The organism is Fuscovulum ytuae (genome assembly GCF_029953595.1).
In the GTDB taxonomy this organism is placed as follows: domain Bacteria; phylum Pseudomonadota; class Alphaproteobacteria; order Rhodobacterales; family Rhodobacteraceae; genus Paragemmobacter; species Paragemmobacter ytuae.
The window spans coordinates 3694277-3719205 of the sequence record NZ_CP124535.1 but is presented as its reverse complement, the minus strand read 5'-3'; the positions used below and the strand labels follow the sequence as shown (position 1 = coordinate 3719205).

The window sequence follows — 24929 nt, the reverse complement described above, 5'->3', positions numbered from 1 at the left end:
ATGGCTTAACGCTGCGCGGACAGCAAACCGCGCAGCGCGCGCACATCCGGGATCGCCTCGATCGCAAGGATGGCGCGGATAAGCGCGTCGGTCCTCTCCGCCCCAAGATCGGCACTGATCAGGTCCGTGGCCTTGGCCACCACCTGATCGCGCGACATCGGGTTTGCAGGCGTTCCAAGGACTGCGCGGGTATGATGGCGCAGGGTGCGGCCACCCCTTGTGTCAATCTCGATGATGGCCTGACGAGGCGGGCGCGCCTCCGTCAACTCCTTGCTTGGAATGGCCTTTATCCGCTCGCGAAGCGCCAGAACAGCAGGCTCCCCCATTCGCGCGCGGTCATGCGCAGCCGCGAAGCCAAGGCCGCCGTCAATCAGACAGATCGCCAGAAGGTGCTGAAGACACACATCGGGCATGTCGCGGTCATCAACGATATGCAGCCGGTCATCCGGCATGATGGCCCGAAGTTCGGCCACATCCTGCGGGCCGATGCCATGCGTCTCGATCAAGGCCATAAGCGAATCGAGCGCCGCCTGTATGGGCGAACCGACGCACCATTTCTTGATCGCCGCCCCCATGATCTCAAACCGTTGCCCCAACCCGTCGCAAAGCGCGGCGGGGTTCGGCTGTTCCCCGAAGGCTGACAGAAAAGACGGGTTGCCGGTCATGACGCCTTCAACCGCTGTCCAGCCGGATTGCACCATCAGCGCCGCCATCGTGCCATTGCGCGCCCCGATCCCGCCGAAATCGAAGGCCTTCTCGATATGGTCAGCGTCACGGCGCCAATAGGGCACACCAGATGTCTGCTGCACCGCATAAGACAGCGCATGCATCGCGCCGCGCCTGTCCAAACCCGCCAATGCGGCAGCGGCCGCCGTCGCGCCGAAGGTGCCGCCGATGCTATGGGTAGAGAACCGGGCCGTATCGGCCGACCGCACCCCCATGCCCATCACCGCCCGCGCCCCGATATCATAGCCCAGCACGATCGCGCGCAAGAGATCCGTCCCGCTGCGCCCCCCTGCCTCGGCCATGGCAAGCGCGGCGGGGACGATGGCGCAGCCGGGATGAAAGCGCCCGCCGACATGGCTGTCATCGGTTTCATCGGCATGCGCGGCCATCGCATTGGCCAGCGCCGCCGTGACCACGCCGGTCACCTGACCGGTGGCAATGACAACCGCCTCCGGCGGCCCGCCAAGGCGTGGAACCAGTCGCGCCGCAGCAAGCCCCGCGGGCAGATGCGCCCCCGAAAGGATCGCGGCCAGCGTATCAAGAAGATGCAGCCGTGCCTTCTCCTCCACCTCGGGCGGCAAGGGGCGCGACAGCGCCGTGGCGATGTGGTCAGCCATGGTTTCAGTCGGAGAGCAAGACATCATCGCCTCTTTTGCAGATCGCAGATTGTCTACGATTGACATTTTGATAGTTCGATGCAGGATGAAGCGCAACAGTCGCCCAACCGGACGCGACCGCATCCCCGAAAAGGGCGGCAGGCGCGAATGAGCCCACAGGGGCCGTATCAGGGGCCGGATCAGGGGCGCTGTGCCATGGGAGGAGAGAAAAGATGCGTTTTGAATTTGGGCGAATCGCGGGTGCCGCGATCCTGTCCGCCGGGCTGGCATTCGGCGTGGCAGGACAGGTGGCCGCACAGGACTACCCGCATGATACGGTGACGCTGGTCACCCATTCCTCGGCAGGGGGCGGCACCGACGTCTTCCTGCGCGAGATGGTCGGGTTCCTTGGCAAGGCGATGGGCGCGAATTTCGTGGTCGAAAACGTGACCGGTGGTTCGGGCGCGAATGCGATGGCGAAACTTGCCACGTCGCCTGCGGATGGGTCGATCTTCTATGGAACGACACCCACCTACATCAACACCTCGCTGCTTTCGAACCCGGAATATGACTTCACCGACATGGAAGGTGTGGTGAACGTATTCATGGACCCGCAGATCGTCTTTGTAAAAGCCGACAGCCCATTCCAGTCGCTCACCGATCTGATCGAAGCGGCGAAGGCCGATCCGACGGCTGTGCCCTTTGGCGTCACGACCCCCGGTTCGCTTGATCGTCAGGTGATGGAGCAGTTCAAGCAGATCACCGGCGTCACTTCGCCCGTCATCACCCATGACGGCGGTGGGGAACTTCTGATCTCCGTTCTCAACGGCACCGTTGCTGTCGCGATCGGCGAGATTCAGGAACTTGGCCCGCAGATTGAGGCGGGCGAGATCAGGCTGCTTGCGTCTTACACCGAAGAGCGGCTCGGCAACCTGCCCGACCTGCCCACGGCGCGTGAACAGGGTATCGATCTCGTGGTGACCAAGTTCCGCGGCATCGCCGGTCCGAAGGGCATCCCGCAGGACATCAAGGATCTCTGGGCTGTCGGTATCGCCAAGGTCCTCGAAGATCCGGATTTCAAGGCATGGTATGAGGCGCAAAGCCTTGTGCCGACGCTGATGCCCGCCGCAGAATACGAACCCTTCCTGAATGCCTTCGCCGAACAGCAAAAGGCCTTCCTGATTCAGTACGGCATCCTGAAGCAGTGACCTTGGGAGGTTTGAAGTGATGCAATCGTCGGCGCCCCGTTTCCGTATCCCGCGCGATGTCTGGATCGGCCTTGCGGCCTTTGCCCTTGGCGCATGGTACTGGCGGGCCGCCGGCGATATTCCGATCAGCCCCCTGGATGGCGTGGTGAACGCCACCGTATTTCCACACATGCTCGGCATCGCCATGATGCTTTTCAGCGTGCTTCTCGTCCTGCGCGCCCTGCTGGTCGAAGTGATGTATCTACGCGCCGCCCGACGGGCGACCGCAGCGGCAGCGGATCGTCCCCCACAGGACGGCCAAGTGTTCACCCCGCGCCAGCATCTAAAAGCGGCAGGCATCGTCGCCATCGGCATCGCCTACCTCGTGATCCTACCGACCCTTGGCTATATCCCCAGCGTGATCCTGCTGATGCTCGCCGTTTCCGTCTACATCGGGGCGCGTGCCGGGGCCTACACAGCGGGTGTGGCGGTGGTGATCGCCGTGATCTTCTATCTTCTGTTCGTGCAGCTTCTTGGCATACCGCTGCCTGCCGGCTTCTGGCCGGGGCTGTTCGGCTAGACGACGTCTGGCCGCTTCTTCCCCCTTATTGACGAGGTCTGCACGACATGGACGGCATTTCCACCGCCTTCAACATCCTTACCGCCACACCCGCGATCTTCGCGGCAATCGGTGGCGTCGCCTGGGGCATCGTCGGTGGGGCGCTTCCGGGCATCTCGCCCTCGATCGCGCTGGCCCTCTTGCTTCCCTTCACCTATGGCATGGACCCTGTCACGGCCATCGTCCTCTTGGGGGCAACCTATGTGGGCGCGGAATACGGCGGCTCAATCCCTGCGATCCTTATCAACACGCCCGGTACAAACGCAGCCGCCGCAACGGTGGTTGACGGCTACTACATGCACCGCGAAGGGCGCGGGGGTGAGGCGTTGGGGATTTCCCTGCAATCAGGCGTCATCGGCGGCTTGATTGGCCTGATCTTCCTGATCGTCTTCACCGAACCGCTTTCGCGCGTGGCATTGGCCTTCAACTTCCCGGCCTATTTCGCCCTCGGCATCCTCGGCCTTTCGGTCATCGTGTCCTTGTCCAACGGCTCGCTGATCAAGGGGCTGATGGCGGCAACCCTCGGCCTGATGATCGCCACCATAGGCACCGATCCGCTGTCAGGCGTCACCCGCTTCACCTTCGGCGAACCCGAACTGCTGACTGGGATCGAATATGTCATCGTGATGGTCGGCGTCTTCGCCATGTCCGAACTGATGATGACCGCGAACACGCCCGACTGGGGCAAAACCGGAAACGTGCAGACCAAGATCAAGCTGCCTTCATTTGCCAAATGGCGCAAACTCTGGAAAGCGCAGGGGATCGGTAGCGGTGTCGGCATCTTTGAGGGCGTGATGCCGGGCGCGGGCGGGTCCATCGCGGCCTTCATGTCCTATAACGAAGCCAAACGCTGGTCCTCCGAGCCAGAGAAATTCGGCAAAGGGTCCGAGGAAGGCATTGCCGCCCCCGAAGCCGCAAACAACGCGGTCGCCTGCACGGCGCTGGTCCCGGTTCTTAGCTTCGGGATTCCCGGTTCGAATTCGGCAGCGATCCTGATGGGCGGGATGCTGATCCATGGGCTGACGCCGGGGCCCATGCTGTTTCAGAAAGAACCGGATTTCGTCTATGGCCTCTTCGGCGGGCTGGCCGTGGCCAATATCTCGCAGCTTCTTCTGGGGATCGTGATGATGACCCCGGCCTTGTGGCTAGTGAATCGGCCAAAGCCCTATCTGATGGCCGCGATCTTCGCGTTGGTCTTTTCGGGGATCTATTCGATCCACAACTCCACCTACGACCTCTACCTCGTGCTGCTGTTTGGGGTCATCGGCTATCTGCTGCGGGTCTTCGGTTTTCCGTTCCTGCCGCTCGTGCTTGGACTAGTGCTTGGCTATCTGATCGAGGCGAATTATCGGCGGTCCTTGGAACTGACGGTCGGGGATCACCGGATCTTCTGGGAAACGCCCATCTCGCTTTGGCTGCTCATCCTTGCCGCACTGTTTGTCACAGGATCGGCGGTGCGTGACATTCTTCTGGCGCGAAAGGCAGCAAAGGCGGTGGCAGAAGGGCCGCAAGCATGAGCCTTGTCTTCCCCGTTGCAGTTTGCCGCCCCGATGCCCGCCCCGCGCCCGAAGCGCAGCTGGCATGGAAACTGGCAGAACTGGCAGCGGCGGACGATAGGCCCATTGATCCGGCGGCAGCAGAACTTGCAGCCCTGCGGTTGATCGACAACGCAGCGGTCGCCATCGCCGCACTGAACCGCCCGCCGGTCGTCGCGGCCCGCGGCCAGGCGATCTGCCATCCGCGCGCCGGTGGCGCGCGCGTGATCGGCCTTGCCCCCGAACAGCGCGCGGATTGTGGCTGGGCGGCCATGGCGAATGCGACAGCCGTGCGCGAACTCGATTTTCACGACAGCTATTTCGCGCTGGACAGCAGCCATCCGGCGGATTGCATCATGCCGCTTCTGGCAGTGGCACAACAAACGAGGCTCGACGGCGCAGCGCTGGTCCGCGGCATCCTGACCTCATACGAGGTGCAGACAGCACTTGTCCGTGCCCTGCCCCTGCAACATCACCGCATCGACCATGTGGCGCATCTCGGCCCTGCGATTGCGGCGGGGCTTGGTTCCATGTTGGCCCTGCCCGTCCCGGTGATCTATGAAGCGGTCAATCTTGCCGCGCATCTGTCGCTCTCGACCCGGCAGGTGCGCAAGGGACGCATTTCGTCGTGGAAGGCCGCCGCACCCGGCCATATCGGCAAAACCGCCATCGAATCCGTGGATCGCGCAATGCGCGGCGAAACCGCACCCTCGCCCATCTATGAAGGTGACTACGGGATCTTGGCCGTTCTCCTTAAGGGAATGGGGGGCGAAGTGACGCTGCCCGCCCCCCAAGACCCGTGCCGGGCGATCCTCGACACGCTGCCCAAGGCGCATTCGGCAGGATATCACGGGCAGGCCATCATCGACCTTGCCTTCCGACTGCGCGACCGCCTCCCGGATCTGTCACAGGTGGACCGGATCACGCTGCATACAAAACGGATGACCCATATGGTGATGGGCTCCGGCTCTGGCGATCCTGACAAATGGGACCCCGCCGCCTCGCGCGAGACGCTCGACCATTCCGCCCCTTTCCAATTCGCGCGTGCTTTGGTGGACGGCCACTGGCACCACGATCACAGCTACGACCCGGCCCGCATCGCCGCCCCCGAATTCGTCGCCTTGTGGCGCAAGGTCGAAACCGTCGAAGACCCGGAATGGAACCAGCGTTTCGATACCGCCGCGCCACTCGACAAGGCGCATGGGGCGCGGGCGGTGGTTCGGCTTCTCAACGGCGACGTGCGAGAGGATGAATTGGCGGTGGCCGATTCCCATCCGCGCGGCGCAGCCCCTTGGGACCAGCAGGATTATATCGGCAAGTTCAACACCCTGACCGCCCCTTTCGTCTCGCAAGCACAAAGTTCGGCTTTTCTCGAACAGGCCAAGACACTCGCCACGCTTTCGGCCAAACAGCTTTTCGCCTTCGGCATCGTCGCAGACCTTGTGCCTTTGCAAGACAGCCCGGCGGGCTTGTTCGAACGGGGGATGCGGTGACATCGGCCCCCCATAGCAGCATAACGCCCAACGACGTGATGGATCGGCTGCGGGCAGGATCGCCCGAATGGGCCTTCATCGATCTGCGCGAGGCGGGCGAAGCCGCCGAAGGCCACCCCTTCGGCTCTGTTAACATCCCCTTCGGCCGCCTTGAACTGGACCTTCCCGTCATGCTGCCAAGGCGGGACGTCTCCGTCGTGCTGTTTGATGCAGGCGACGGCGTTGCCGAACGGGCTGCGCGGCACATGGCCAAGGCAGGCTGGCGCAACATCATGACAGTTGCCAATGGGGCGGTAGGCTGGGCGGCACAGGGCCTTCCCCTGTTCAAAGGGGAACACAGCTTTTCCAAGGCTTTCGGTGAATGGGTCCAGCATGAATATGCCGTGCCCGAAATCGGCCCGGATGATCTCTTCCAGCGGATGCAATCCGGCACGGCACCCTTGCTCATCGATGGCCGCCCCCTGTCAGAGCATCGCACCTTCACTCTGCCGCATTCGGTAAACTGCCCGAATGCCGAACTTGCGCTGCGCCTATCAGACGATCCGGGCCAGCCGATCGTCGTGCATTGCGCGGGACGGACAAGGTCGATCATCGGGGCGCAAACGCTGCGCGATTTTGGGCTGGCTGGGCAGGTGATGGCCCTGCGCGACGGCACGCAAGGCTGGGAACTCACTGGCCGCCAGCGTGAAATGGGCGCAAACCGCTCTCTCCCCCTGCCCGAGGGCCCCAACCGAGAGAGGGCCCGCGCCCGCGCACGTCACCTTATGGCTGGGTTCGGGCTGCCAACGGCACGGGCGGCAGATGTGCGCGAATGGGCCGCCGACGGGAACCGGACCACATATTTCTTCGATCCCCGGCCCGAAGACGAGGGGACAGCGCCTGCTGGATTCCGCCGCGCACCGGGCACCACGCTGATCCAGCAGACTGATCGTTTCATCGCGGTCAAAGGGGCAAGGGTGGCGCTGTGGGACCCTCTTCTGGTGCGGGCGGCTTTTGCCGCGCTGTGGCTGAACCGGATGGGCATCGAAGCGTATGTGATGACCGAGGATCCCCCCGCGCTCCCCACCGTGGCTCCCCTACAACTTCCGGACCTCCCGCCAACGATCACGACCCTTCCACCCGATGCGCTCCTCCTCGACCTGCGCTCGGCCGTGGCATTCCGCTCGGCGCATCCACGTGGCGCGCAACGTGCGCTCCGCGCGCGGATCGACCGGATACCGCTTTCGCACGCATCGCCCGTGGGATTGATCCCGGGCGACCCTCAAATGGCGCGACTGGTCGCCGGCGATCTGGCCCAAGCGGGTCATCCTGCCATGGGCTGCCTTCCCGACGATCCCGCCACATGGCAGGCCGCAGGGCTGACCATCGTGACGGATACCCCGGACGACCCCGCGCGCGACATCGACACCGTGCGCTTCTGCGCCGGTCGCCACCGCGGCAATCTGGATGATGCACGCGCCTATCTGGACTGGGAGACAGGTCTGCTCGATCGCCTTGCGGCATCTGGCTTGACCTTCTGGCCGACAACCAAAACCACCGATTTCACCCACAAACGCAAGACCGCAGGAGCCTGACAATGGCCGTCACAAATAACGATTTCGCCCGCATTCCCGAAGGGATGACGATCACCGAAGATGCGGCGCGGTTCATCGAGTCTGTGGCCTTTGAAAGTATCCCCGATGACGCCCTGCATATCGGGCGGCGCTGCATGCTGGATGCCGCAGGTCTTTATGCGGCAGGCAGCGAGGAACATTCCGTCCATATCCTGATCGAGGATGCGCGCGAGATGGGCGGGCGTGCCGATGCCCGCCTCTTGGGCGGCGCGGGCATGAAGGTTCCGGTCGGCATCGCGGCGCGCGTCCTTGGCACTGCAGGCCATGCGCATGATTGGGACGACACGCAGGTGTCGGTTGATCCGGCCCATGTCTATGGCCTTCTGACCCATCCCACCATCCCACCGCTCACCGCAGCACTCTGCATCGGCCAGATGATGGGGGGCGTCGATGGCCGCAAGGTGATGACGGCCTTCCAAACCGGGGTCGAGGTGGAAAGCAAGATTTCGGAATGGATGCTGCCCCAGCATTACCTCAGTGGAAAGCACTCTTCCGGCACCGTCGGCACCTTTGGCTCTTTCGCGGCGGCGGCATGGTTGCTTGGCCTGCGGGGCGCGGAACTGCGGCAAGGGTTCGGCATCGCGGCAAGCCTTGCCGCAGGTATCCGCTGCAACTTCGGGACAATGACAAAACCCCTGCATGTCGGCAGGGCCAGCGAGAACGGCGTCACCGCGGCCCTCTTGGCCAAGCGGGGCTTCGGGGCCGATCCGGCGGCCTTGGATGGTCCTTGGGGCTTCCTCGCCGTCATGGGCGGCGGGGTCAGCGCCGAAAAGATGGCGCAGGGCTTTGGCAAGACATGGTCAATCACCAATCCCGGCGTGTCGATCAAACCCTATCCCTGCGGTATCCTGACCCATCCGACGATGGACCTGATGCTGCGCCTTGTGACCGAGGCAGATGTGAAACCCGAAGAGATCGACCAGATCATCATCCATGCCGGGACCAACATCCTGAAGCCGATCCGCTATCCCATCGCTTCCAACCATCTGGAGGCGAAATTCTCGCTGCCCGCCGAAGTGTCCATGATCGCGCTGGTCCGGCAGGCGGGCAAACGCGAATTCTCGGACGAATTCGTAGGCTCCGACGCCATGCAGGCCATGCAGCGCCGTGTCCGGACCGAGTTTGACCCCGCAATCGAGGCGATGGGCTTTGACAAGGTGCGTTCGCGCATAACCATCCGCCGCAAGAACGGGACCGAAGTGTCCGGATGGGCCGACGAACGCTATCGCGGCGGCCCCGACAACCCGATGACCGATGCCGAGGTGGAGGCAAAGCTCCGCTCCTGCTGCGATGGCGTGATCGACGGGGCAGGTCAGGATCGGCTGATCGAAGCGATCTGGTCCATCACGAAGGACGAGGATGGCACGCGGATGGTATCGCTGCTGCCCTGATCTTCCCCTGCCAAGCGAAGCGCGCGCTGCATTGCAGCTATGCAGCCTTCGCACTTGCAGAAAAATGCGGCGAAGCCTAACAGAACCTTGTCCCACCGACAGGGTTCTGCACGGGTTTCCAATATGAACATTCTCCGCCAGATTGCCGACATCCTTGCCTTCCGCGCTCGCGCCTCGGCCCTTTCTCATCAGATCGAGCTTGGCGCTTTGACCGACACCGAACGCGACGCGGCACTCTCGGCCCTCCTGCTTTCCCCCGTCGTGAAGGCCGCAGAACCGGCGCACCGCCTGACCGCCACTCCCGTCGCCGCCTGACCCCAGCACGTCAGCCGCCCCCACGCGCCGACACGCTCATCCGCATCCCAGACGACAAGACCACCAAGGTCGACGATCTGCTGTCATGGCGCTGAATCGGGTAGCACCCCGAAACTGGCCAGAAGATCGGACTTGTGCAGGCCCTGCCCGCTCGGCCGCCTTCTTCACCGAATGCGGGAAGTCACCCCCATCGCCAAGGCGAACAAGGCCAAGGCGCCGAAGGTCGGCTCCCTTGGCCTTCAGCCCATGTCGGCGACCTCCTTCACCCCGACGCCATGCGCAGGACGGAAGGGCCACACGACTGTTTCCCACCATACGGAGCAAGTGCTTCCCCTGCCGGCCCGATGGAAACCCACCGCGCGCAAGCGGTGCAGCCCGTTCTTGAGACGCCTCTTCGCGCCAAGTCCCGCGAGGAGGTCCATGTATGGTTCCTCGACGAGATTTCCGTCGGCTCCATCACCGACCGCGCCAGCATGGTCGCGCTGGCCGCCCGCTGCCGCTTCACCGATTGCCGACACGAGACAGAGCCCGGCTGCGCTGTCCGGTCCGCCTTCGGAAACGACAGCCTCGCCCCTGCGCGGCTCGACCGCTGGCACAAACTCCAGGCCGAGAACGCCTTCAACTCCGCCAGCCTCGTGGAACGCTGCGAAAAGGATCGTACCTTCGGCAAGTTGGTGCAGAGCGCAATCCAAGCGAAATCAGACCGACGCCGATAGGCCCTGAAGCAACGGGCGGAAAACGGTCTTCATCGCAGTCACCGCGAACGGGAAACATTTGTTCATCCCCAAAGCCGTTTTTCGGAAACAGCATTCCACTTGATGCTCTGGCGGAAGGGGCATTCGTTGCCAGAACAATCGCCCGGAACGTCTAGGTATCGCAGCTGTTCCCGTTGCGATAGAAACGGATCATTCTCACCAGAGGCTGGTCGTCGCCCAAAAAAGAACGGCCCGCTGAACGCGCAGCGGGCCAGGTACTGGGAGCAAACGGTCAGTCTTCGGTCACGCCTCGATCCAGACCCGATCCATGAACTGCCGGAAGGATTGATGCGCGCCGTAGCCCTTCACCTTTGGCAGATATGACCGGTAGACCGACCGCCAGTAAGGCTGCAGGATCACCCCTTGGTCGACCATGATCTGCTGGAGTTTTGCCATTACCTCAGACCGTTTCCCGGCATCAGCTATGGAGGTTGCCTGATCCAGCAGAGTGTCGAATTCGGCGTTCGAGAAAGCTGTCTCGCTCCATGGGCCGCCGGATTTGTAGGCCAGCATGTAGACCTGCACGCCAAGCGGACGGCCAGCCCATTCCGAGGCCGAGAAGGGATACTTGTCCCAATCGTTCCAGAAGGTCGCGCCGGGCAGCATGGTGCGCTTTACCTTCAATCCGGCGGTGCGCATCTGCTCGGCGATGGCGTCACAAGAGGCGGCCTGCCATTCCTCTTCCTGACTGATAAGATCGAACTCGTGTTCGGTCTGCCCCGCCTCGGCCATTAAGGCTGCGGCCTGTGACGGGTCGGGGACGGCGGGGCCGATATCGGCAAAATCTTCGTGCATCGGGCCGACATGGTGATTGGCCGCAACAAGACCCGCATTGCCATAGCCGAGTTCAAGGACCTTCTGATTGTCGACCGCGAGAAGAAGTGCGCGGCGGACGCGCACATCGTCATAGGGCGCGTTCTTCTGATTCAGGCGCACGACCAAGGTCTGTGCCGTGGCAATGCCTTCATTCACCGTGCCCGCCCCCTCCATCAGATCAAGGAAATCGGGCGTTGTCTGGTAGTTCGCATCCACTTCGCCGGCTGAGAAAGCCGCGATCATCGCGGTGGAATCCGTGCCGTAATCCGTCCAGACCACGCCATCGAGATGGACCTCCCCCCCCCACCATGCGCTTTCGCGGCGCTTCACCTCGGCCCGGACGCCGGTTTCGAAGGCGACCAGTTCAAACGGCCCGGTGCCGATGGCCAGCGCCTTCATCGGATCGTCGCTGCCGTCATAGCTGGGGTGAAGGATCACGGCGGGATAGTCGGAGAGATTGGCAATTAGCGCGATGTCAGGTTGGCGCAGATTCAGGCGGATGGTGTGGTCATCCACCTTTTCGATGGCATTGGGAAGCAAGGCCTTGCCATCGGCATCCATCAGTGCAGCGAGGCGGGCGACAAAGGAATTCCCTTCGACGGAACTGTCGGCCCAGCGAGTAAGGTTGAAGATCACATCATCGGCGGTGAATGGATCGCCATTGGACCATGTCACGCCTTGGCGGATGTTGAATGTGTAGGTCTTGGCGTCATCGCTTGCCTCCCAGCTTTGCAGCAATTGGGGCTGGAACGTGAAGTCGCTGTCCCAGCGCACGAGATATTCGTTGCAGCAGGCGGCGATGTTTGCGGGTTCCGTCCATTCGAACAGGCGCGGGTCGCGGAAGGCCTTGACCAGCATTGCGACACGCAGCGTCCCGCCCTTAACTGGCGTTTCCTGCGCCGCGACAGGTGTCGGCAGGCCGCCAAGTGCACAGGCTCCAGCGGCGCTGACGCCCCACGCTGCCATGGTGGCAAAGAATTCGCGCCGGTTTAGGCGACCTTCGCGGAAATCCCGCGCTGTGCCCTCGGCAAGGGGGTGGATGGATCGCTCGGTGAGCATGGTGTCGGACATTGGCAACTCCCTGAAGGATGCGCGCGGCGCATCTGTTGCGAAGATGGCGGCATTTTGGCTCTTCCAGTTTCAGGGTGGGGTCAGGAAAACCCATGCTGCAACCGCACAAATCCTGATTCAGGGCAAGTAAAAGTGACCCCGGCCCCGGCGTAGAGGATCAGAGGTCCTTGCAAAGGCGTAGGGAATCGAGAAGGGCGGCATGGATATCGCGCCCAGCTAAGGCATCTCCCACGCGATAGAGCCTAAGACCGGGCGTTGTGGCTGGCTGGGCGGTGGCGGAGAGGGTCGCCGCCAGATCGGTGACGCCTTGGTTCATGGAAAGGGGTTTGATCGCATCGAATAGCGCGGGAAAGGGTTCCGTGCCCAGTTCGGCGATGACGATGTCGACCTCGCGCTCGTCACCCGGGCCGCCATATTCGTGGGCAAGTCTTGCGGTCAAGCGGTTGCCCTTTCGCAAAACAGCACTGATGGCGGTGACTGGGGTCAGGCGCACGCCTGCGCGGGCAAGGTTGCCAAGGTAGATTGGATAAGATGACCCGCCCAGATCGCGTCCGACAAGCCGGTCCGGTGTGCAGATTTCCACGGTGCAACCGCGGCGGACAAGTTCCTCGGCCAGCGAGACAGCCTGATGGCCACCCACCTCGTCATGGATAAGAATGGCGCGACCCGCCTCGGGCAGGGTGGTCAACGCATCCCAAGTGGACAGGATCAAATCGGCACCGGGAATCTGAAGCGATTTCGGGAGTCCACCGGTTGCATCGATGACGATGTCAGGGGTTTCGGCCAGCACATTTTCCTTGTCGGCCCATGTGTCGAACTGCACCCGCACGCCAAGATGCCCGATCTCGGCCGCAAGCCAATCCGCCACGCCGCCGATATCGCGCCGCCATCCCGCCCTTTCGGCAAGCCGGACTTGCCCGCCCAGCCGCCCCGATGCCTCAATCAGCACAACGTCATGCCCGCGCAGGGCCAGTACGCGCGCGGCCTCCATCCCCGCTGGGCCACCACCTGCGACCACGGCCTTCAGGCGCTGCGGGGCTGGGACGATCGCATGGGGCAGCCATGTCTCACGCCCCGTCGCGGCATTGTGCAGACAGACGGCATCCTTCCCGGCATAGACCCGGTCGATGCAATAGGCGGCGCCGACACAGGGGCGGATGCGGTCTTCCTGTCCCGCCAGCGCCTTCTGCACGATGGCAGGGTCCGCGATATGCCCGCGCGTCAGGCCGATCAGATCGACCGCCCCGCTTTCCACCGCATGCGCCGCTGTGCCCAGATCTGTGACCCGCGTAGCATGCAGCACCGGCATCGCGATCCCGTCGCGAAAAGCCTTGGCCATCCGCATCCAAGGCGCAAGCGGCAGGGCCATTCCGGGGATAACCTGCGCGATGGAGGCATTGGTGGCCCCTCCAGGCCCGATCAGGTTTACCAGATCAATCAAGCCTTCGTCGCGGGCGGCGCGGGCCACGGCAAGGCATTCCGCGGCATCGGGGCCGCCTTCGCTGCTTTCATCGGGGCTCAGGCGCAGGGACAGGATGAAATCCTGCGGCACCTCAAGGCGGATGCCGCGCAGGATTTCCATGAGGAACCGCATGCGGTTTTCCAGCGTTCCGCCCCACTGATCCTGCCGGTGGTTCGCGGCTGGTGATAGGAACTGACCGGGCAGATGCGAAGTGACAAACACCTCGCAGCCATCTAGCCCGCCTTCGGCACAGCGCCGCGCGGCGGCGATGTAATCGGCGATCACGCGGGCGATATCCTCTTCCTCCATCGCGCGGGGCATGGCGTGGTGGGCGGGGTCGCGGATTGCGGACGGTGCGATGGGGGCGATCCAGTCGCCTGCATCCCATGCGGTGCGACGCCCCATATGGCTAATCTGGCACATCAGCGCCGTGCCATGGGCATGGATGCGGGCGGCAAAGGCCTGAAAATAAGGGATGACACGGTCGGTCGATACGTCGATTTGCCCATAGATCGACGTGACATCCCCCGACACGATGGAAGACCCGCCGAACATTGTAAGCCCGATGCCGCCCCGGGCCTTGGCTTCATGATAGGCCTGATAGCGGGGGCCGGGCAGGCCGTTTTCGGCATAGCCCGGGGCATGTGCGGTGCTTGCGATGCGGTTCTTGAGGACCCGCCCGCGCAAGGCCAGCGGCTGGAACAATGGCCGCAGCCCAGCGCGGACTTCAGGCATCCAAAGCGCCTCCTTCGGCCTTTCGCTGGGCGACGAAATCGGCCACAGCCTCGGCGCGTGCAGGGTCGAGCGGGGGTGGCACATAGTCGGCAATCAACGCTGTCATGGTTTCATGAGCCCGCGCCAGCGCCTCGCGCGAACCGGCAGCGGTCCATGCCCCGAAGTTTGACCAGTCTGACAGAAGCGGCACGTAGAAGGCGCTGGTATAGCGGTCCATCGTATGCGCCGCGCCGAAGAAGTGCCCGCCCGGCCCCACTTCGCGGATCGCGTCCAGACCCAGCGTGGCGTCATCCACGACGACGGGTGACAGCGCGGCATTGATCCCTTGCAGGATTTCGGCGTCGATAATTAACTTTTCCGGGCTGGCCGAGAGGCCTCCTTCCAGCCATCCGGCGGCATGCATCACGATATCCGCCTGACCAAGCTTTGCCCCCCAGAGGGCAAAAGTCGTCTCGTAGATCGACTGGGCATCCGGCGCGTTGGACGCATTTCCGCCGGAGGATCGGTAGGGCAGGCCGTAGAACCGGGCGAGCTGACCGGAAATCAGTGCGGCCTTGAAATACTCTGGTGTGCCCATAGCGGGCGCGCCTGTTCGCATATCGACATTGGAGGTATAGGCCCCATAGATCACCGGCGCGCCCGGACGCACCATCTGAGCAAAGACGATACCCGCGAGTGTTTCGGCATTCTGCTGCGCAATTGCGCCGGCAAGCGTTATCGGCGCCATCGCTCCGGCAAGTGTGAACGGAGTAAAGCAGACGCATTGGTTGGCGCGCGCCATTTCGATCAAACCGTCAAGCATCGGTGCATCATAGCGCAGCGGAGACGAGGAATTGACGACGGTATAGCATTGCGGGCCTTGGTGCAGATCGTCCTCGGTGAGACCTCGTGCCAGCCGGATCAGGTGCAGGGCATCGCGGATGCGCGTCGCGCCAAGGCAGTAGGGATGAAAGACCTTGTCAGTCATCGTCAGGAAATCGGCGATGCAATCGAGGTGGCGGGTGGCGGCTGGCAGGTCCTGCGGTTCGACCGGATAGCCGCCGAAGAAACTGATGACGTTAAGGCTGTGGCCCAAACGGAGAAAGCGGCGGAAATCCTCTTGCGTGCCGGGACGGCGGCCACCGTCCAAATCATTCACCTGCGGGGCGGAAGAAACGCAGGCCCAATGGGTGAACCCTCGCCCGATGGCAAGATCACGCCCGGGGCGGCCACCGCGAAGGGTGAAACTGGCAGGAGCCTTGGCGACAAGGTCCATCACCAGCCCGCGGTCAAAGCGAAGCCGTTCCGGTTCCGGTCCCGGCTTGGCTCCAGCGGCCACGGCGATGGCACGGGCCTGTGGCGACAGGAAATCCATCCCGATTTCTTCCAGAATGCTCAGCGAGGCGTGATGGATCCGCTCCAGCGCCCCGTCATCGACCAGCGCCAAAGGGGCGGTGGCATGGCGCGGGCTGCCCCATTCGGCCTGCGGCAGACGGGCAGCGGCGCTTCGGGCTGCGGATTGTGCCTCGCGCCCGCGACGACGTGGGCTTTCCATCACATCTCCCATGGGAAACTGTCCAACCGTTCCGGCCCATCCGCGGTAATCAGCACCTGCGTCTCCAGCTTGATGCTTTCGGTTCCCGGTGCCGCGATCAGGCTTTCCACACAGACGACCATGTTTTCGTGGAAGCGCCCTTCGCGCGTGCCGAAACTGCCATCCACATCCACATGCAACGGCACCACAGGCCATTCATCCACCAGCCCGACACCATGGATCGCCAGCGAATAGCGGTATGGCTGGTTCACCTCAGGGATTTTCCAACTTTTCTCGTTGAATTCGGCAAAGCTCATATCGGCGCGCAGAATCTCTGTGTTCTGCTGAATCTGGTCTAACGCCAAGCGGTACAGCCCCCGCTGCACCGGAGTCATCGGCACATGACCGCAAGTCCAAGACCGGCTGAGATCGGCGCAATAGCCGTAGGGACCGATCATGTCGGTGTCAAAGCTGATCATCTCGCCTTCCGCGATCACACGATCCGATGCTTCCTGATACCACGGATTGGTGCGTGGACCGGACGAGAGCAACCGCGCCTCGAACCACTCGCCGCCTGAGCGGATGTTCTCATGGTGCAGTTCGGCCCAAATCTCGTTTTCGGTCGCGCCGGGAACGGATGCCGCATACATCCGCCACATCCCGCTTTCCGCGACGCGTATCGTCCATTTCATCAACTCGATCTCGTCGGGCGATTTCACGCTACGGGCCTTTTCGGCCAGTTCCTGCCCGTCGATCACTTCGATCCCCAGCGCCTCCAGTGCGCGCAGACCCAGCGGATCAAGCTTGTCTGCCGCGATGCGGCGGTTGCCACCGCCGTGTTGGCGGATCAGGTCGGCAATCTCGGCGGCCCAACGCGCGGCCCTTGCACCCACCTCGCTGTCAGAGATCATGTAGAGCCAAGTCGTCGCGGGGATGACCATATCCACCCCCGCGCCGTTCTTCACCATATGTTCGGCGCCCTTGTATTCATGCATGATCGCCGGGCCCTCGCCGAACAACAGCGCGTAGCGCGTCGCCTCGCGCGAAGACCATATCTGCATGTTGGTGTAATCGAACGCGTAGCGAATGTTGATCGGCGAATACATCAGGATCGCGGCGCAATCATGGGCCACCACCTGATCCCGCATCCGCTGCAACCGATAGGCCCTTGCACGGTCCAAAGTGGATTGCGGGATCGGCGATTTCAGCGGGCGGCCGAAGGCGTCGATGTTGAAGAAAGACCGCTTTAGCCCATCACTCAGTTCCGGGATCACGTCGCCTGTCTGTGGCAGATGATCGTCCATGCGGCCCTCCCCTGATCCCACCCGATCTTGCCGCAGGGTAGGAATGGCCATGCTTGGCCTCAACGACAGAAAAACTGCCTCAGGATCAGAAAAACTGTGGCCCACTCCGCTTAGGCTTCAAGGCGCGCCGCCACATCGCGCAGAGCCGCGACCAAAACTGCAAGACGCTTCTTCCGGCGCGCCGATCGGGGCATGACGATGCAATAGGCGCTGGGCATCGGCAGGCGTCCGGCGAAGGGGGTGATCAGACGCCCTTCCCGTATCGGCTGCGAGGCGAGTGACATCTGACCCAACGCGACCCCCATCCCTGCCAGCGCCATATCGACGGCCAAAGCTGGCATATTCACCGCAGGACCGACCCCGGCTCGGGGCTGGCGCGACAGGCCGATATGGGCGAACCAGTCCGACCAAGTTGGATATGCCCAGAAGCTTGGGCTCCACCATGTTTGGATCAGGCATTCATCGGGAAGCGTTTCGGGCATCAGATTGGCCAGTCCGAAGCGATGCGCATAGTCGGGCGAACAGATCGGAGTCAGGCGATCGACGAACAAGGGCCGTGAATCGTGATGCGGATAAAGGTGGTCGCCATAAGTGATGCGCAGATCGACGCTGCGATCCTCGAAATCCACCGGGTCCGGCTCGGCGCGGAATTCGATCCATGTTTCGGGAATGCGGGCCGATATTTCGGCCAGATGCTGCGCGAGCCAGCGGTGGGCCAGCGAGTTGATGCAGCTTATCACGATTCGCGAACGTGCTTCGCGCGCCTCGACGTGATCGGTGGTGGATTCCAACGTCGCGAGCGCCGCAGTGCAATCGGCGAAGATGGCCGCGCCGATTTCGGTCAATTCCACGCCGCTTGGCAGGCGGTGGAACAGTGCGGCTTCATAGAAATCCTCAAGCTTGCGGATTTGCAGACTGACGGCTGCCGCTGTCACGCCCAGTTCCTGCGCCGCCGTGACAAATCCGCCATGGCGGGCGCTGGCCTCGAAGGCGCGGATGGCGTTCAGGGGGGGCAATCGTCTGGGCATAGCGAGAGATAGACGCGTGGCGGAGGCGCGTGCAACAGCTTTGCTTCGCCGCAACGCGCCCATGTTGCGCCCAAGACTGCGGAAGCCGCCAACCTGCTGGCGGAGTTGGAGCAAGCGGCGGGGCGGATCACCGGGATCGTGACGTTGGTCGACGACGTCAGCTCTTCGCATTTGCAAGATAGCGAGTGCGGATAAGCGGCCCAAGGGTTCGCGACTGGTTCTGTCGCTGGCGCAAGGCTTGTTTTCGCCCCTCCCTTTGCCGACTGTTTCGGCTTCGAGGGACAATAAAGGCTATGGTGCGCGACACCGTCGCCTCCGATGGCCTCTGGTCCGCTGCACGAGGCCTTGCCCGCCGAGATGCCGAATACAAACAGCGTCTTATGGCCGCCGACGAGCCGCGCCACGGCGGCGCTGACGGCCGAGGCAACCTCTCCGAACAGCGCTTGGCCGAATTCAAGACCTTCGTCCTGGAGGCCTGCATCAACCAGGTCCGCTTCATGGAAACCCTGATGCAACCGCAACGCCTGCGCGACCGGATCATGACCTGGTGCAAAGCCGAGATGGCCAAGGGCACGCTGTCCAAGGGCGCAGATATCGTCATGCGCGAAGCGCTGATGTCGGGCGAGGTCGCACGCGGCTCACTGCCCGACCTTCTTGGCGTCAGCGACCGTAAAGCGCGAAAGGTCACGGCGGAGCTGTTGGCGCTGCGGGCGTTGAAATCGAACACCCAGCGCGCGCCCTTAAGGCTCAGCTTTCCGGCGAGGCTGGCGGGCAACTTAATGCCGGGGTTGTTGCCCCAGGACTCTTCAGAGACGCCTGAAGTCCAAGCTTATGTTCCGACTTCCATAGCCAAGACCACAAGATAACTGCTCTCAACTACTTCCTCAAAATTCGCACAGCACTTAACCTGCCGGAACACGCCAGTCATTGCACCACGGCTTAGAATGTGCATCCTTATGTGGGTAAACAGTAAACGGGTTGGTCTTCACCATGCGCAGCGAAATTCCCAAACGCCCACAACTTACACTTCCCGAACCGGCAGCTTCACTAGTAAGAGAAGAATATTCAAAGGCGCGAACCATCCTCGAATATGGATCCGGAGGTTCCACTATAGAAGCCGCTCAGTCCCCAGGCACCACAGTCTTCTCTGTTGAAAGCGATGCGAGTTGGGTTGGAATGATGAAAGAGTGGTTCTCATTCAGTCCACCCAAAGGTACAGTTCATCTTCATCACGTTGACATTGGACCGACAAAGGAATGGGGATACCCAATCAACGATGCAAAGTGGCGAGCTTTTATTGATTACCCGTTTTCTGTGTGGACGCGGCCTGACTTTCAACACCCAGATGTCATCTTAATAGACGGTCGCTTTCGCGTTGGCTGTTTTCTAGCTGTAGCAAACAAAATACAAAAAAAAACGCGCATTTTGTTTGATGACTACGCCGATCGTCCACGATATCACTCTGTTGAAGCTCTTTGCAAGCCAACTCTATTGAGAGGTCGGCTTGCAGTTTTCGATTTGAAACCTGAATCACTTGCCTTCGACGACTTGAACAGCATTGTGAAACTTCTTCATCAAATCGACTGAAGACCTGATCTCACCCCAGCAAACTGGACCGTTTGAAGCTGGAGTTTTCCGCTACGCTTTCCTGGCTGGACGAGGAGCGAAATCGGATAAAGGCGAACAAATCTTCGGACGCGCAAAAGGCGTTCAATATCAAGCTGGGCGAAGACGGAACGTCGGTTGTGGAGATCTTCCGGAGTTGAAGCGATAAGAGATTGATCCAGTGGAACAATCGTAGCGCAAAACGGGATCTACTGCGAGCTGGAGTTGAACCTGCGCATCAAGCCTCGGCGACGTCTCTAGCGAGAGAAGTCCGAGGAACTGGCCGTGCCGGATGCCCCGAATCTGGTCTGGTCGATGGATTTCATGGCTGACCGGCCGGCAGATGACGGTAATTCCGGCTGCTGAATGTACAGGACACTTCAACCGTGAAGGCCCGGCATCGAGGTTGATTTCTCGATGCCTGCCAAGCAGGTCGTTCGATCCCTGAACCAGATCATCCAATGGCGCGGCGGGCCTCTGACGATCAGAGCCGACAATGGCCCGGAATCCGTCAGTGCAACACTGAGGAACTGGGCCGAGAAACAGGGCATGGCCCTGACCTAAATCCTGCTCGGCAAGCCGCAAAAGAACGCCTATGTCGAGCGATTCAACCGAACGGTCCGGCACGAATGGCTGGACCTCTACATCTATGAAACGATCGGGGAGGTGCAGCAGATCGCCACCGAATGGATGTGGACCGACAACAACGGACGCCCCAACATGGGCATCGGCGGTGTTACATCCGCCATGAAGCTGAAAATGGCCACGTGAGTTCCACGGTCGCGCCCCGCTAAAACGGCGAAGATTAGCCCCCAGTTATGCGTCATATCAGTCGACATACAGCAAACAGGGGCAAACCCTATTCGACCGATATATCAACGGCTTCTATGGCATGAATGCGAACTGATACACGCCGAGCTAGGCGATCTACGCCCAAATCATAGAGGAGTTGCCAAAAAGAAGTCCCAATCCATACTGTTGCGTCAGCAGCTAGCGTCCGCGGCGGAACTAAAATCGAGACGATGGAACCTTCTTGCGCATGCTCCTGCTCGGCGCGACCATAAACTAAATACTTAACGAGTCCACTAGTAGGCCCAACTCTCGCTCCAATATTCCTATCAGGAACCCAGATTTTAATCTCCAGATTCTGATCGGACGGAGTGAATAGTGAAATAAGCGCCGTACGGTCAAGCCACAGGTCTTCGTAAATCCCCGCCGACCGATCAAAATCAATATATTTTTTCAACGTCGCCCCCAAGATCTTTACCCTACAAAACCCACAATTTCCCTCAATCTCTTGAAAAACTCCTCGTCTGAAAATTGTCTCGCGAAGGCACTGACCCTTGCCCCGAGGGAAGCACGCTCTTGTGGAGACATACGAGAAACTGCCAAGACCGCTTCAACTGCCTCATCGATGCTACGGTAACAGAACCCAATACCACACCGGCGAACAATTTCTGCTGGACCACCTCCATCAAAAACAACTGGAATAAGACCCCACATCATCCCTTCAACGACCGCAATACCAAAATGCTCTTGGCGCTCCGGAGCCCCTATGAGATCACCTCCAAAACCACAAGCGTGAAAATAAACATCAGAACTCGCCAGCAAAGCCTCAAGATCTCCGCGTGATGCATTAACGCTGAACTTAACAGGCAACGCCAGGTCTTCTGAACTGGAAACAAGGCGATTAAAATAGTCAAAACGTCTCTGATCAGCATGAAGCCCACCAACGAGGTTCAAATGAATATCAGAAGATGTCCGCAGAGCCTCCCTTAGAACAGTGATGGCGATATCCTGACGCTTCGCGTGACCATCAGGATCAAATCTGCCAATATTGATAAGAGACAAAAGCTGCGCCTCTGGGGTTTCGCGCCGAACTATGCTTGTAGTCCTAACCGGCGCGTACGTGACATATATCGGAACATCACAATTCAAACCTTCATAACAACGGCTGAGATGAGATTTAGTAAATTCACTGTTTACGATAACTGCATCGACATTTTTGAGTCGGTTTGCTTGCCAGCGATCCTCATGGTGACCCGGAAATGGAAACTGACAGTGGTAAATATTGCGCTTTCCAAACATAACTATCGGAGGAATTGCTTGATTTCCAACTGCAATCATCAAGTCACATTCTTGAGCACGCAGTTCTTCAATCTGAGCAACGTCGATTATCATGTCATCAGAAAGATCAAGTCCAAGATCCGAAAGAGCAAAACAAAGACGAGTGCGGCTGCATGGTGTAGAAGTGGCGACGATGACGTTGTAGCTTTCAGCAAGAGCTACAGCAACGGCCAGCGTATAACGCTCGCCGCCTCCTATGCCGATATTATATGGCGTATAGATCACTGCAAGGGGGCGGCTTGCGTCACGAGCACGCCCAACTTGCCTAAACATGTCGCGCGGACGATAATCTGGCGCCCGATAGAGCCACCGATGTCGAAACTTCTCTCGATTTCGGCTGATTTGAGGCAAGAAGTCGTCACCCAAGAATTCGCGAGTGCTGGCATTCTCAAAATGAATAACATACTCTCCTGGAAGATAATCGATCCTGCCGCCCGAACTTACTATACGTTTACAAAGATCTGCATCTTCAAAATACAACGGCTCAAAAACGCTGTCGTATCCACCCACATCGTCCAATACGCTGCGGCGAACACAGAAACATGCCGACGATATATACTGCGTTGATTGAGCTGAGCCTCCGGAAGCAAATTTGCGCTGCAACTCGAAGGAGCTATACTTGTGTAACTGTATCTGTTGCCCACAGTCAGAGATTATCCCACCAGCCTCCTGCACGCGCAGATCCGGAAAAAGAAATGTACAACCCACTGCGACTGCGCCTGGCTGTCGGTCGAGGTGATCCACTAGTGATCGTATAGTTGTCGGGCCTACATAGGCATCGTTGTTTAGGAAGAGAACTTTATCACCCCTAGAGCGATCAACAAGAATATTGTTTCCCTCCCCGAAGAACAGGTTTTTAGGAGATCTTATTATGGATATGTTTCGATATTTCCTCGTCAGCAAGCAGAGCAACTCATAGTCCTTTGGTCCGCTTCCGTTATCAAGTACCAGGATCTCTGTATTCTCTGGAGCATTGCGCGCTGCGGCTATAGCAGACAGTGCAGTGTGCGTTGGCTTATTGTAGTTGAGTATACAAATTGAAAGACTGGGATTACTACAAACAGGCGTACTGCCTGTCATCGCCACATGAAGCGCATCAATCACGTCTCGACCGGAAACATTGCTCGACGCGCAATGATCAATACTGCGATCCAAGAAAGAGTAGACCAGCGCAGAGGGCACAACCTCCGGGTGAGGAGCCACAATATCACCGACTTGCATAATAAACTTAGCAAGCGGATGGAGGTTTTTCACGCGCTCTGCACTACGCAAAGAAAATTCATGATTAAATTTGAGTGGATCAAAAAATGGGCTGCAATAAGGCCCATATTGACCAAAGTCTGCCAGCATATTTAACCAGTATAGTCGGCGCTTCTGTGACTGCCTAGATTCGTCTCGGAACTGCGCAGTGAACCATGGCACGTTGAACACATGAGGCAAACCCCCGGACCTCTCCCCCTCAAGCAAGTAGTCAAGAATTTCGTTTTCATGCTTAATAATAGAGGCAGTTTCTCGATAGTATTTTGGCATGAAGTGACAAAAGAAATCCCCGACAAAAGAATAGCTTGCGTCGTGCAGCATGTCGACCCAAACGGCAAGGGATTGGACCCGAGACAACCTATAGTCAATTTCAGTAAAGAGTGGGTGAAAGTCCACCCACTCATTATTTGCTATTCGCTCACTTGCAAAAGCAAGGGCGTCAGAAACTGGAACTCCAGCTCGGCTCGAGCAAAATTCGGGATCAAAAAGTACTGATGTCTTATTTAGCAGAAGTGCCAGATCTTTCTCATCTGCATGGCCCCCGGCATCGACACTTATATCTGCAAAAAAGGGATGCGGTTTGAGATTAAGTGCTCTGCCATGCTCAATGTAATGCCTCGCTGCACTCTCTGGCTGGACCCTCGCCATCCTCTGATAATACACATTCTTAACAAAGAACTCATTAACTGCATCCATGATCGGACCACTCGCCACACGACAAACATCTAAGAAAAAATAGGTGGCGCAGAAACGCTTTCTTTGCAAGTTTTTTTTGACCCGTCGCATTCTCCTTTAAGTTGCGTTCGAGCTATAGTCTTTCTGGACGATTTTTCAGCAAAGTATTTTGGCTGTGTGAAATCCGAAGCGAACGACACCGAGGAAGGAGGTCGCAACATGACGGGAGAACTGATACCAGACGACAATTTTGCATGAAGCAGATCTTTAGGCTCCAGACTCATGGATCTTCAAAGCCAGAACATGACGGTTGCTGCGAGGGCTGCGGTGGATAGGAAGGTCTTGGCGCATCTGTCATAGCGTGTTGCGACCCTTCGCCAGTCTTTCAGCCGACCGAACATGATCTCGATGCGGTTGCGGCGGCGATAGCGCCGCTTGTCATAGCGGACAGCTTTGCCGCGCGACTTCCGGCCGGGGATGCAGGGGCGTAACCCCTTGTCTTTCAACGCATCTCGGAACCCGTCGGCGTCGCAACCCCGGTCCGCGATCATACATTCGGCAGCAGGCAGACTGCCCAACAGGGCCGCAGCTCCGGTATAGTCGCTGACATGCCCTGCGGTCATGAAGAACTACAGGGGACGTCCTTTTGCGTCGGTGACGGCATGCAACTTGGTGTTCAGTCCGCCCTTCGTTCTGCCAATCAGACGCCCGCGCTGATCGCCTGGCCCCCCTTTTTCGTCCGCAGGCTCGAAGCCGTGCGGTGCGCCTTGAGATACGTCGCATCGATCATGATGGTCTTCTGCTCGGCGCCCTCGGAAGCCAGTCCCTCCATCATCTCGGCGAAAACCCCCATGTCGCCCCACCGCTTCCAACGATTGTAGAGCGTCTTTGGCGGCCCATACTCGCGCCGGGCAACGCACCACCGCAAGCCATTACGATTGAGGAAGATTTTGCCACTCAGTACCCTCTGGCCATCGACCCGCGGCTTGCCATGGCTCTTCGGAAAGAAGGGTTTCAGCCGATCCATTTGCTCTTCAGTCAGCCAGAAAAGGTTGCTCATCATTACCCCCGTCAGTCCGGGAGCTTGAATCACGCAGGCTGAC

At 60.0% G+C, this 24929-nt stretch carries 18 protein-coding genes and 2 pseudogenes; 11 read left to right on the top strand and 9 right to left on the bottom strand.

Annotated features, from left to right (window positions below; genetic code table 11):
- Positions 1-5: 5 nt before the first annotated feature.
- Positions 6-1343: an MmgE/PrpD family protein gene (locus QF092_RS17805; protein WP_281466071.1), complete on the bottom strand. Its 1338-nt coding sequence runs from the start codon at positions 1341-1343 to the stop codon at positions 6-8.
- A 212-nt stretch (positions 1344-1555) separates the two neighbouring features.
- Between QF092_RS17805 and QF092_RS17800 the strand changes: the two genes are divergently transcribed.
- From QF092_RS17800 to QF092_RS17765, 8 genes are all read left to right on the top strand, one after another.
- A complete protein-coding gene (locus QF092_RS17800; protein WP_281466070.1) occupies positions 1556-2530 on the top strand; it encodes a Bug family tripartite tricarboxylate transporter substrate binding protein in 975 nt (324 codons plus the stop codon).
- Positions 2531-2549: 19 nt separating this feature from the next.
- On the top strand, positions 2550-3089 hold the full coding sequence (locus QF092_RS17795) for a tripartite tricarboxylate transporter TctB family protein (protein ID WP_281466067.1): 540 nt from the start codon (positions 2550-2552) through the stop codon (positions 3087-3089).
- A gap of 47 nt (positions 3090-3136) precedes the next feature.
- Positions 3137-4645, top strand: a complete 1509-nt coding sequence (locus QF092_RS17790) for a tripartite tricarboxylate transporter permease (protein WP_281466065.1) — start codon at positions 3137-3139, stop codon at positions 4643-4645.
- Positions 4642-6156 carry an MmgE/PrpD family protein gene (locus tag QF092_RS17785; protein WP_281466063.1) on the top strand — a complete coding sequence of 505 codons (1515 nt, stop codon included), beginning with the start codon at positions 4642-4644 and terminating at the stop codon, positions 6154-6156. The genes QF092_RS17790 and QF092_RS17785 overlap by 4 nt, the downstream gene beginning before the upstream one ends.
- On the top strand, positions 6153-7730 hold the full coding sequence (locus tag QF092_RS17780; protein WP_281466061.1) for a rhodanese-like domain-containing protein: 1578 nt from the start codon (positions 6153-6155) through the stop codon (positions 7728-7730). The genes QF092_RS17785 and QF092_RS17780 overlap by 4 nt, the downstream gene beginning before the upstream one ends.
- A 2-nt stretch (positions 7731-7732) precedes the next feature.
- Positions 7733-9160 carry an MmgE/PrpD family protein gene (locus QF092_RS17775; RefSeq protein ID WP_281466058.1) on the top strand — a complete coding sequence of 476 codons (1428 nt, stop codon included), beginning with the start codon at positions 7733-7735 and terminating at the stop codon, positions 9158-9160.
- A gap of 123 nt (positions 9161-9283) precedes the next feature.
- Entirely contained in the window at positions 9284-9475 is a 192-nt protein-coding gene (locus QF092_RS17770; protein WP_281466056.1) for a hypothetical protein, read from the top strand.
- A gap of 344 nt (positions 9476-9819) precedes the next feature.
- Positions 9820-10191, top strand: a complete 372-nt coding sequence (locus tag QF092_RS17765) for a ribosome small subunit-dependent GTPase A (RefSeq protein WP_281466054.1) — start codon at positions 9820-9822, stop codon at positions 10189-10191.
- 282 nt (positions 10192-10473) lie between these two features.
- On the opposite strand, the gene QF092_RS17760 is transcribed toward QF092_RS17765, so the two are convergent.
- The 5 genes from QF092_RS17760 to QF092_RS17740 form a co-directional block, all read right to left on the bottom strand.
- Positions 10474-12117, bottom strand: coding sequence for an ABC transporter substrate-binding protein (locus tag QF092_RS17760; RefSeq protein ID WP_281466052.1), 1644 nt, complete (start codon positions 12115-12117; stop codon positions 10474-10476).
- Between the two features lie 157 nt (positions 12118-12274).
- Positions 12275-14314, bottom strand: coding sequence for an oxidoreductase (locus QF092_RS17755; protein WP_281466050.1), 2040 nt, complete (start codon positions 14312-14314; stop codon positions 12275-12277).
- Positions 14307-15848, bottom strand: a complete 1542-nt coding sequence (locus QF092_RS17750; protein ID WP_281466048.1) for a trimethylamine methyltransferase family protein — start codon at positions 15846-15848, stop codon at positions 14307-14309. The genes QF092_RS17755 and QF092_RS17750 overlap by 8 nt, the downstream gene beginning before the upstream one ends.
- On the bottom strand, positions 15848-17131 hold the full coding sequence (locus QF092_RS17745; RefSeq protein ID WP_281466046.1) for a M24 family metallopeptidase: 1284 nt from the start codon (positions 17129-17131) through the stop codon (positions 15848-15850). Before QF092_RS17745 ends, QF092_RS17750 begins: the two co-directional genes overlap by 1 nt.
- A gap of 110 nt (positions 17132-17241) precedes the next feature.
- Positions 17242-18159, bottom strand: a complete 918-nt coding sequence (locus QF092_RS17740; RefSeq protein WP_281466044.1) for a LysR substrate-binding domain-containing protein — start codon at positions 18157-18159, stop codon at positions 17242-17244.
- Positions 18160-18452: 293 nt separating this feature from the next.
- On the opposite strand from QF092_RS17740, the gene QF092_RS17735 reads away from it, so the two are divergent.
- The 3 genes and pseudogenes from QF092_RS17735 to QF092_RS17725 all read left to right on the top strand — a co-directional run.
- Complete coding sequence (locus QF092_RS17735; RefSeq protein WP_281466042.1) at positions 18453-19025, top strand: hypothetical protein; 573 nt, start codon at positions 18453-18455, stop codon at positions 19023-19025.
- A 124-nt stretch (positions 19026-19149) separates the two neighbouring features.
- Entirely contained in the window at positions 19150-19746 is a 597-nt protein-coding gene (locus QF092_RS17730) for a hypothetical protein (protein ID WP_281466039.1), read from the top strand.
- Positions 19747-19971: 225 nt separating this feature from the next.
- A pseudogene (locus QF092_RS17725) lies at positions 19972-20535 on the top strand (DDE-type integrase/transposase/recombinase); the annotation flags it as partial.
- A gap of 88 nt (positions 20536-20623) precedes the next feature.
- Here QF092_RS17725 and QF092_RS17720 read toward each other — a convergent pair.
- From QF092_RS17720 to QF092_RS17710, 3 genes and pseudogenes are all read right to left on the bottom strand, one after another.
- Positions 20624-21010, bottom strand: coding sequence for a hypothetical protein (locus QF092_RS17720; RefSeq protein WP_281466037.1), 387 nt, complete (start codon positions 21008-21010; stop codon positions 20624-20626).
- Positions 21011-21027: 17 nt separating this feature from the next.
- Positions 21028-23937 (bottom strand): glycosyltransferase, encoded by a 2910-nt coding sequence (locus QF092_RS17715; RefSeq protein ID WP_281466035.1) that lies wholly within the window; start codon positions 23935-23937, stop codon positions 21028-21030.
- A 179-nt stretch (positions 23938-24116) separates the two neighbouring features.
- Positions 24117-24886: pseudogene (locus tag QF092_RS17710) on the bottom strand (IS5 family transposase).
- Between the last annotated feature and the right edge of the window lie 43 nt (positions 24887-24929).

Coding starts and splice junctions, on each gene's coding strand:
- QF092_RS17760 (WP_281466052.1), bottom strand. CDS start 12,117: ATGTCCGACACCATGCTCACCGAGCGATCCATCCACCCCCTTGCCGAG.
- QF092_RS17715 (WP_281466035.1), bottom strand. CDS start 23,937: ATGCGACGGGTCAAAAAAAACTTGCAAAGAAAGCGTTTCTGCGCCACC.
- QF092_RS17770 (WP_281466056.1), top strand. CDS start 9,284: ATGAACATTCTCCGCCAGATTGCCGACATCCTTGCCTTCCGCGCTCGC.
- QF092_RS17785 (WP_281466063.1), top strand. CDS start 4,642: ATGAGCCTTGTCTTCCCCGTTGCAGTTTGCCGCCCCGATGCCCGCCCC.
- QF092_RS17750 (WP_281466048.1), bottom strand. CDS start 15,848: ATGGAAAGCCCACGTCGTCGCGGGCGCGAGGCACAATCCGCAGCCCGA.
- QF092_RS17735 (WP_281466042.1), top strand. CDS start 18,453: ATGGTGCGCGACACCGTCGCCTCCGATGGCCTCTGGTCCGCTGCACGA.
- QF092_RS17765 (WP_281466054.1), top strand. CDS start 9,820: ATGGAAACCCACCGCGCGCAAGCGGTGCAGCCCGTTCTTGAGACGCCT.
- QF092_RS17775 (WP_281466058.1), top strand. CDS start 7,733: ATGGCCGTCACAAATAACGATTTCGCCCGCATTCCCGAAGGGATGACG.
- QF092_RS17745 (WP_281466046.1), bottom strand. CDS start 17,131: ATGGACGATCATCTGCCACAGACAGGCGACGTGATCCCGGAACTGAGT.
- QF092_RS17800 (WP_281466070.1), top strand. CDS start 1,556: ATGCGTTTTGAATTTGGGCGAATCGCGGGTGCCGCGATCCTGTCCGCC.
- QF092_RS17790 (WP_281466065.1), top strand. CDS start 3,137: ATGGACGGCATTTCCACCGCCTTCAACATCCTTACCGCCACACCCGCG.
- QF092_RS17755 (WP_281466050.1), bottom strand. CDS start 14,314: ATGCCTGAAGTCCGCGCTGGGCTGCGGCCATTGTTCCAGCCGCTGGCC.
- QF092_RS17805 (WP_281466071.1), bottom strand. CDS start 1,343: ATGGCTGACCACATCGCCACGGCGCTGTCGCGCCCCTTGCCGCCCGAG.
- QF092_RS17795 (WP_281466067.1), top strand. CDS start 2,550: ATGCAATCGTCGGCGCCCCGTTTCCGTATCCCGCGCGATGTCTGGATC.
- QF092_RS17740 (WP_281466044.1), bottom strand. CDS start 18,159: ATGCCCAGACGATTGCCCCCCCTGAACGCCATCCGCGCCTTCGAGGCC.
- QF092_RS17730 (WP_281466039.1), top strand. CDS start 19,150: ATGCGCAGCGAAATTCCCAAACGCCCACAACTTACACTTCCCGAACCG.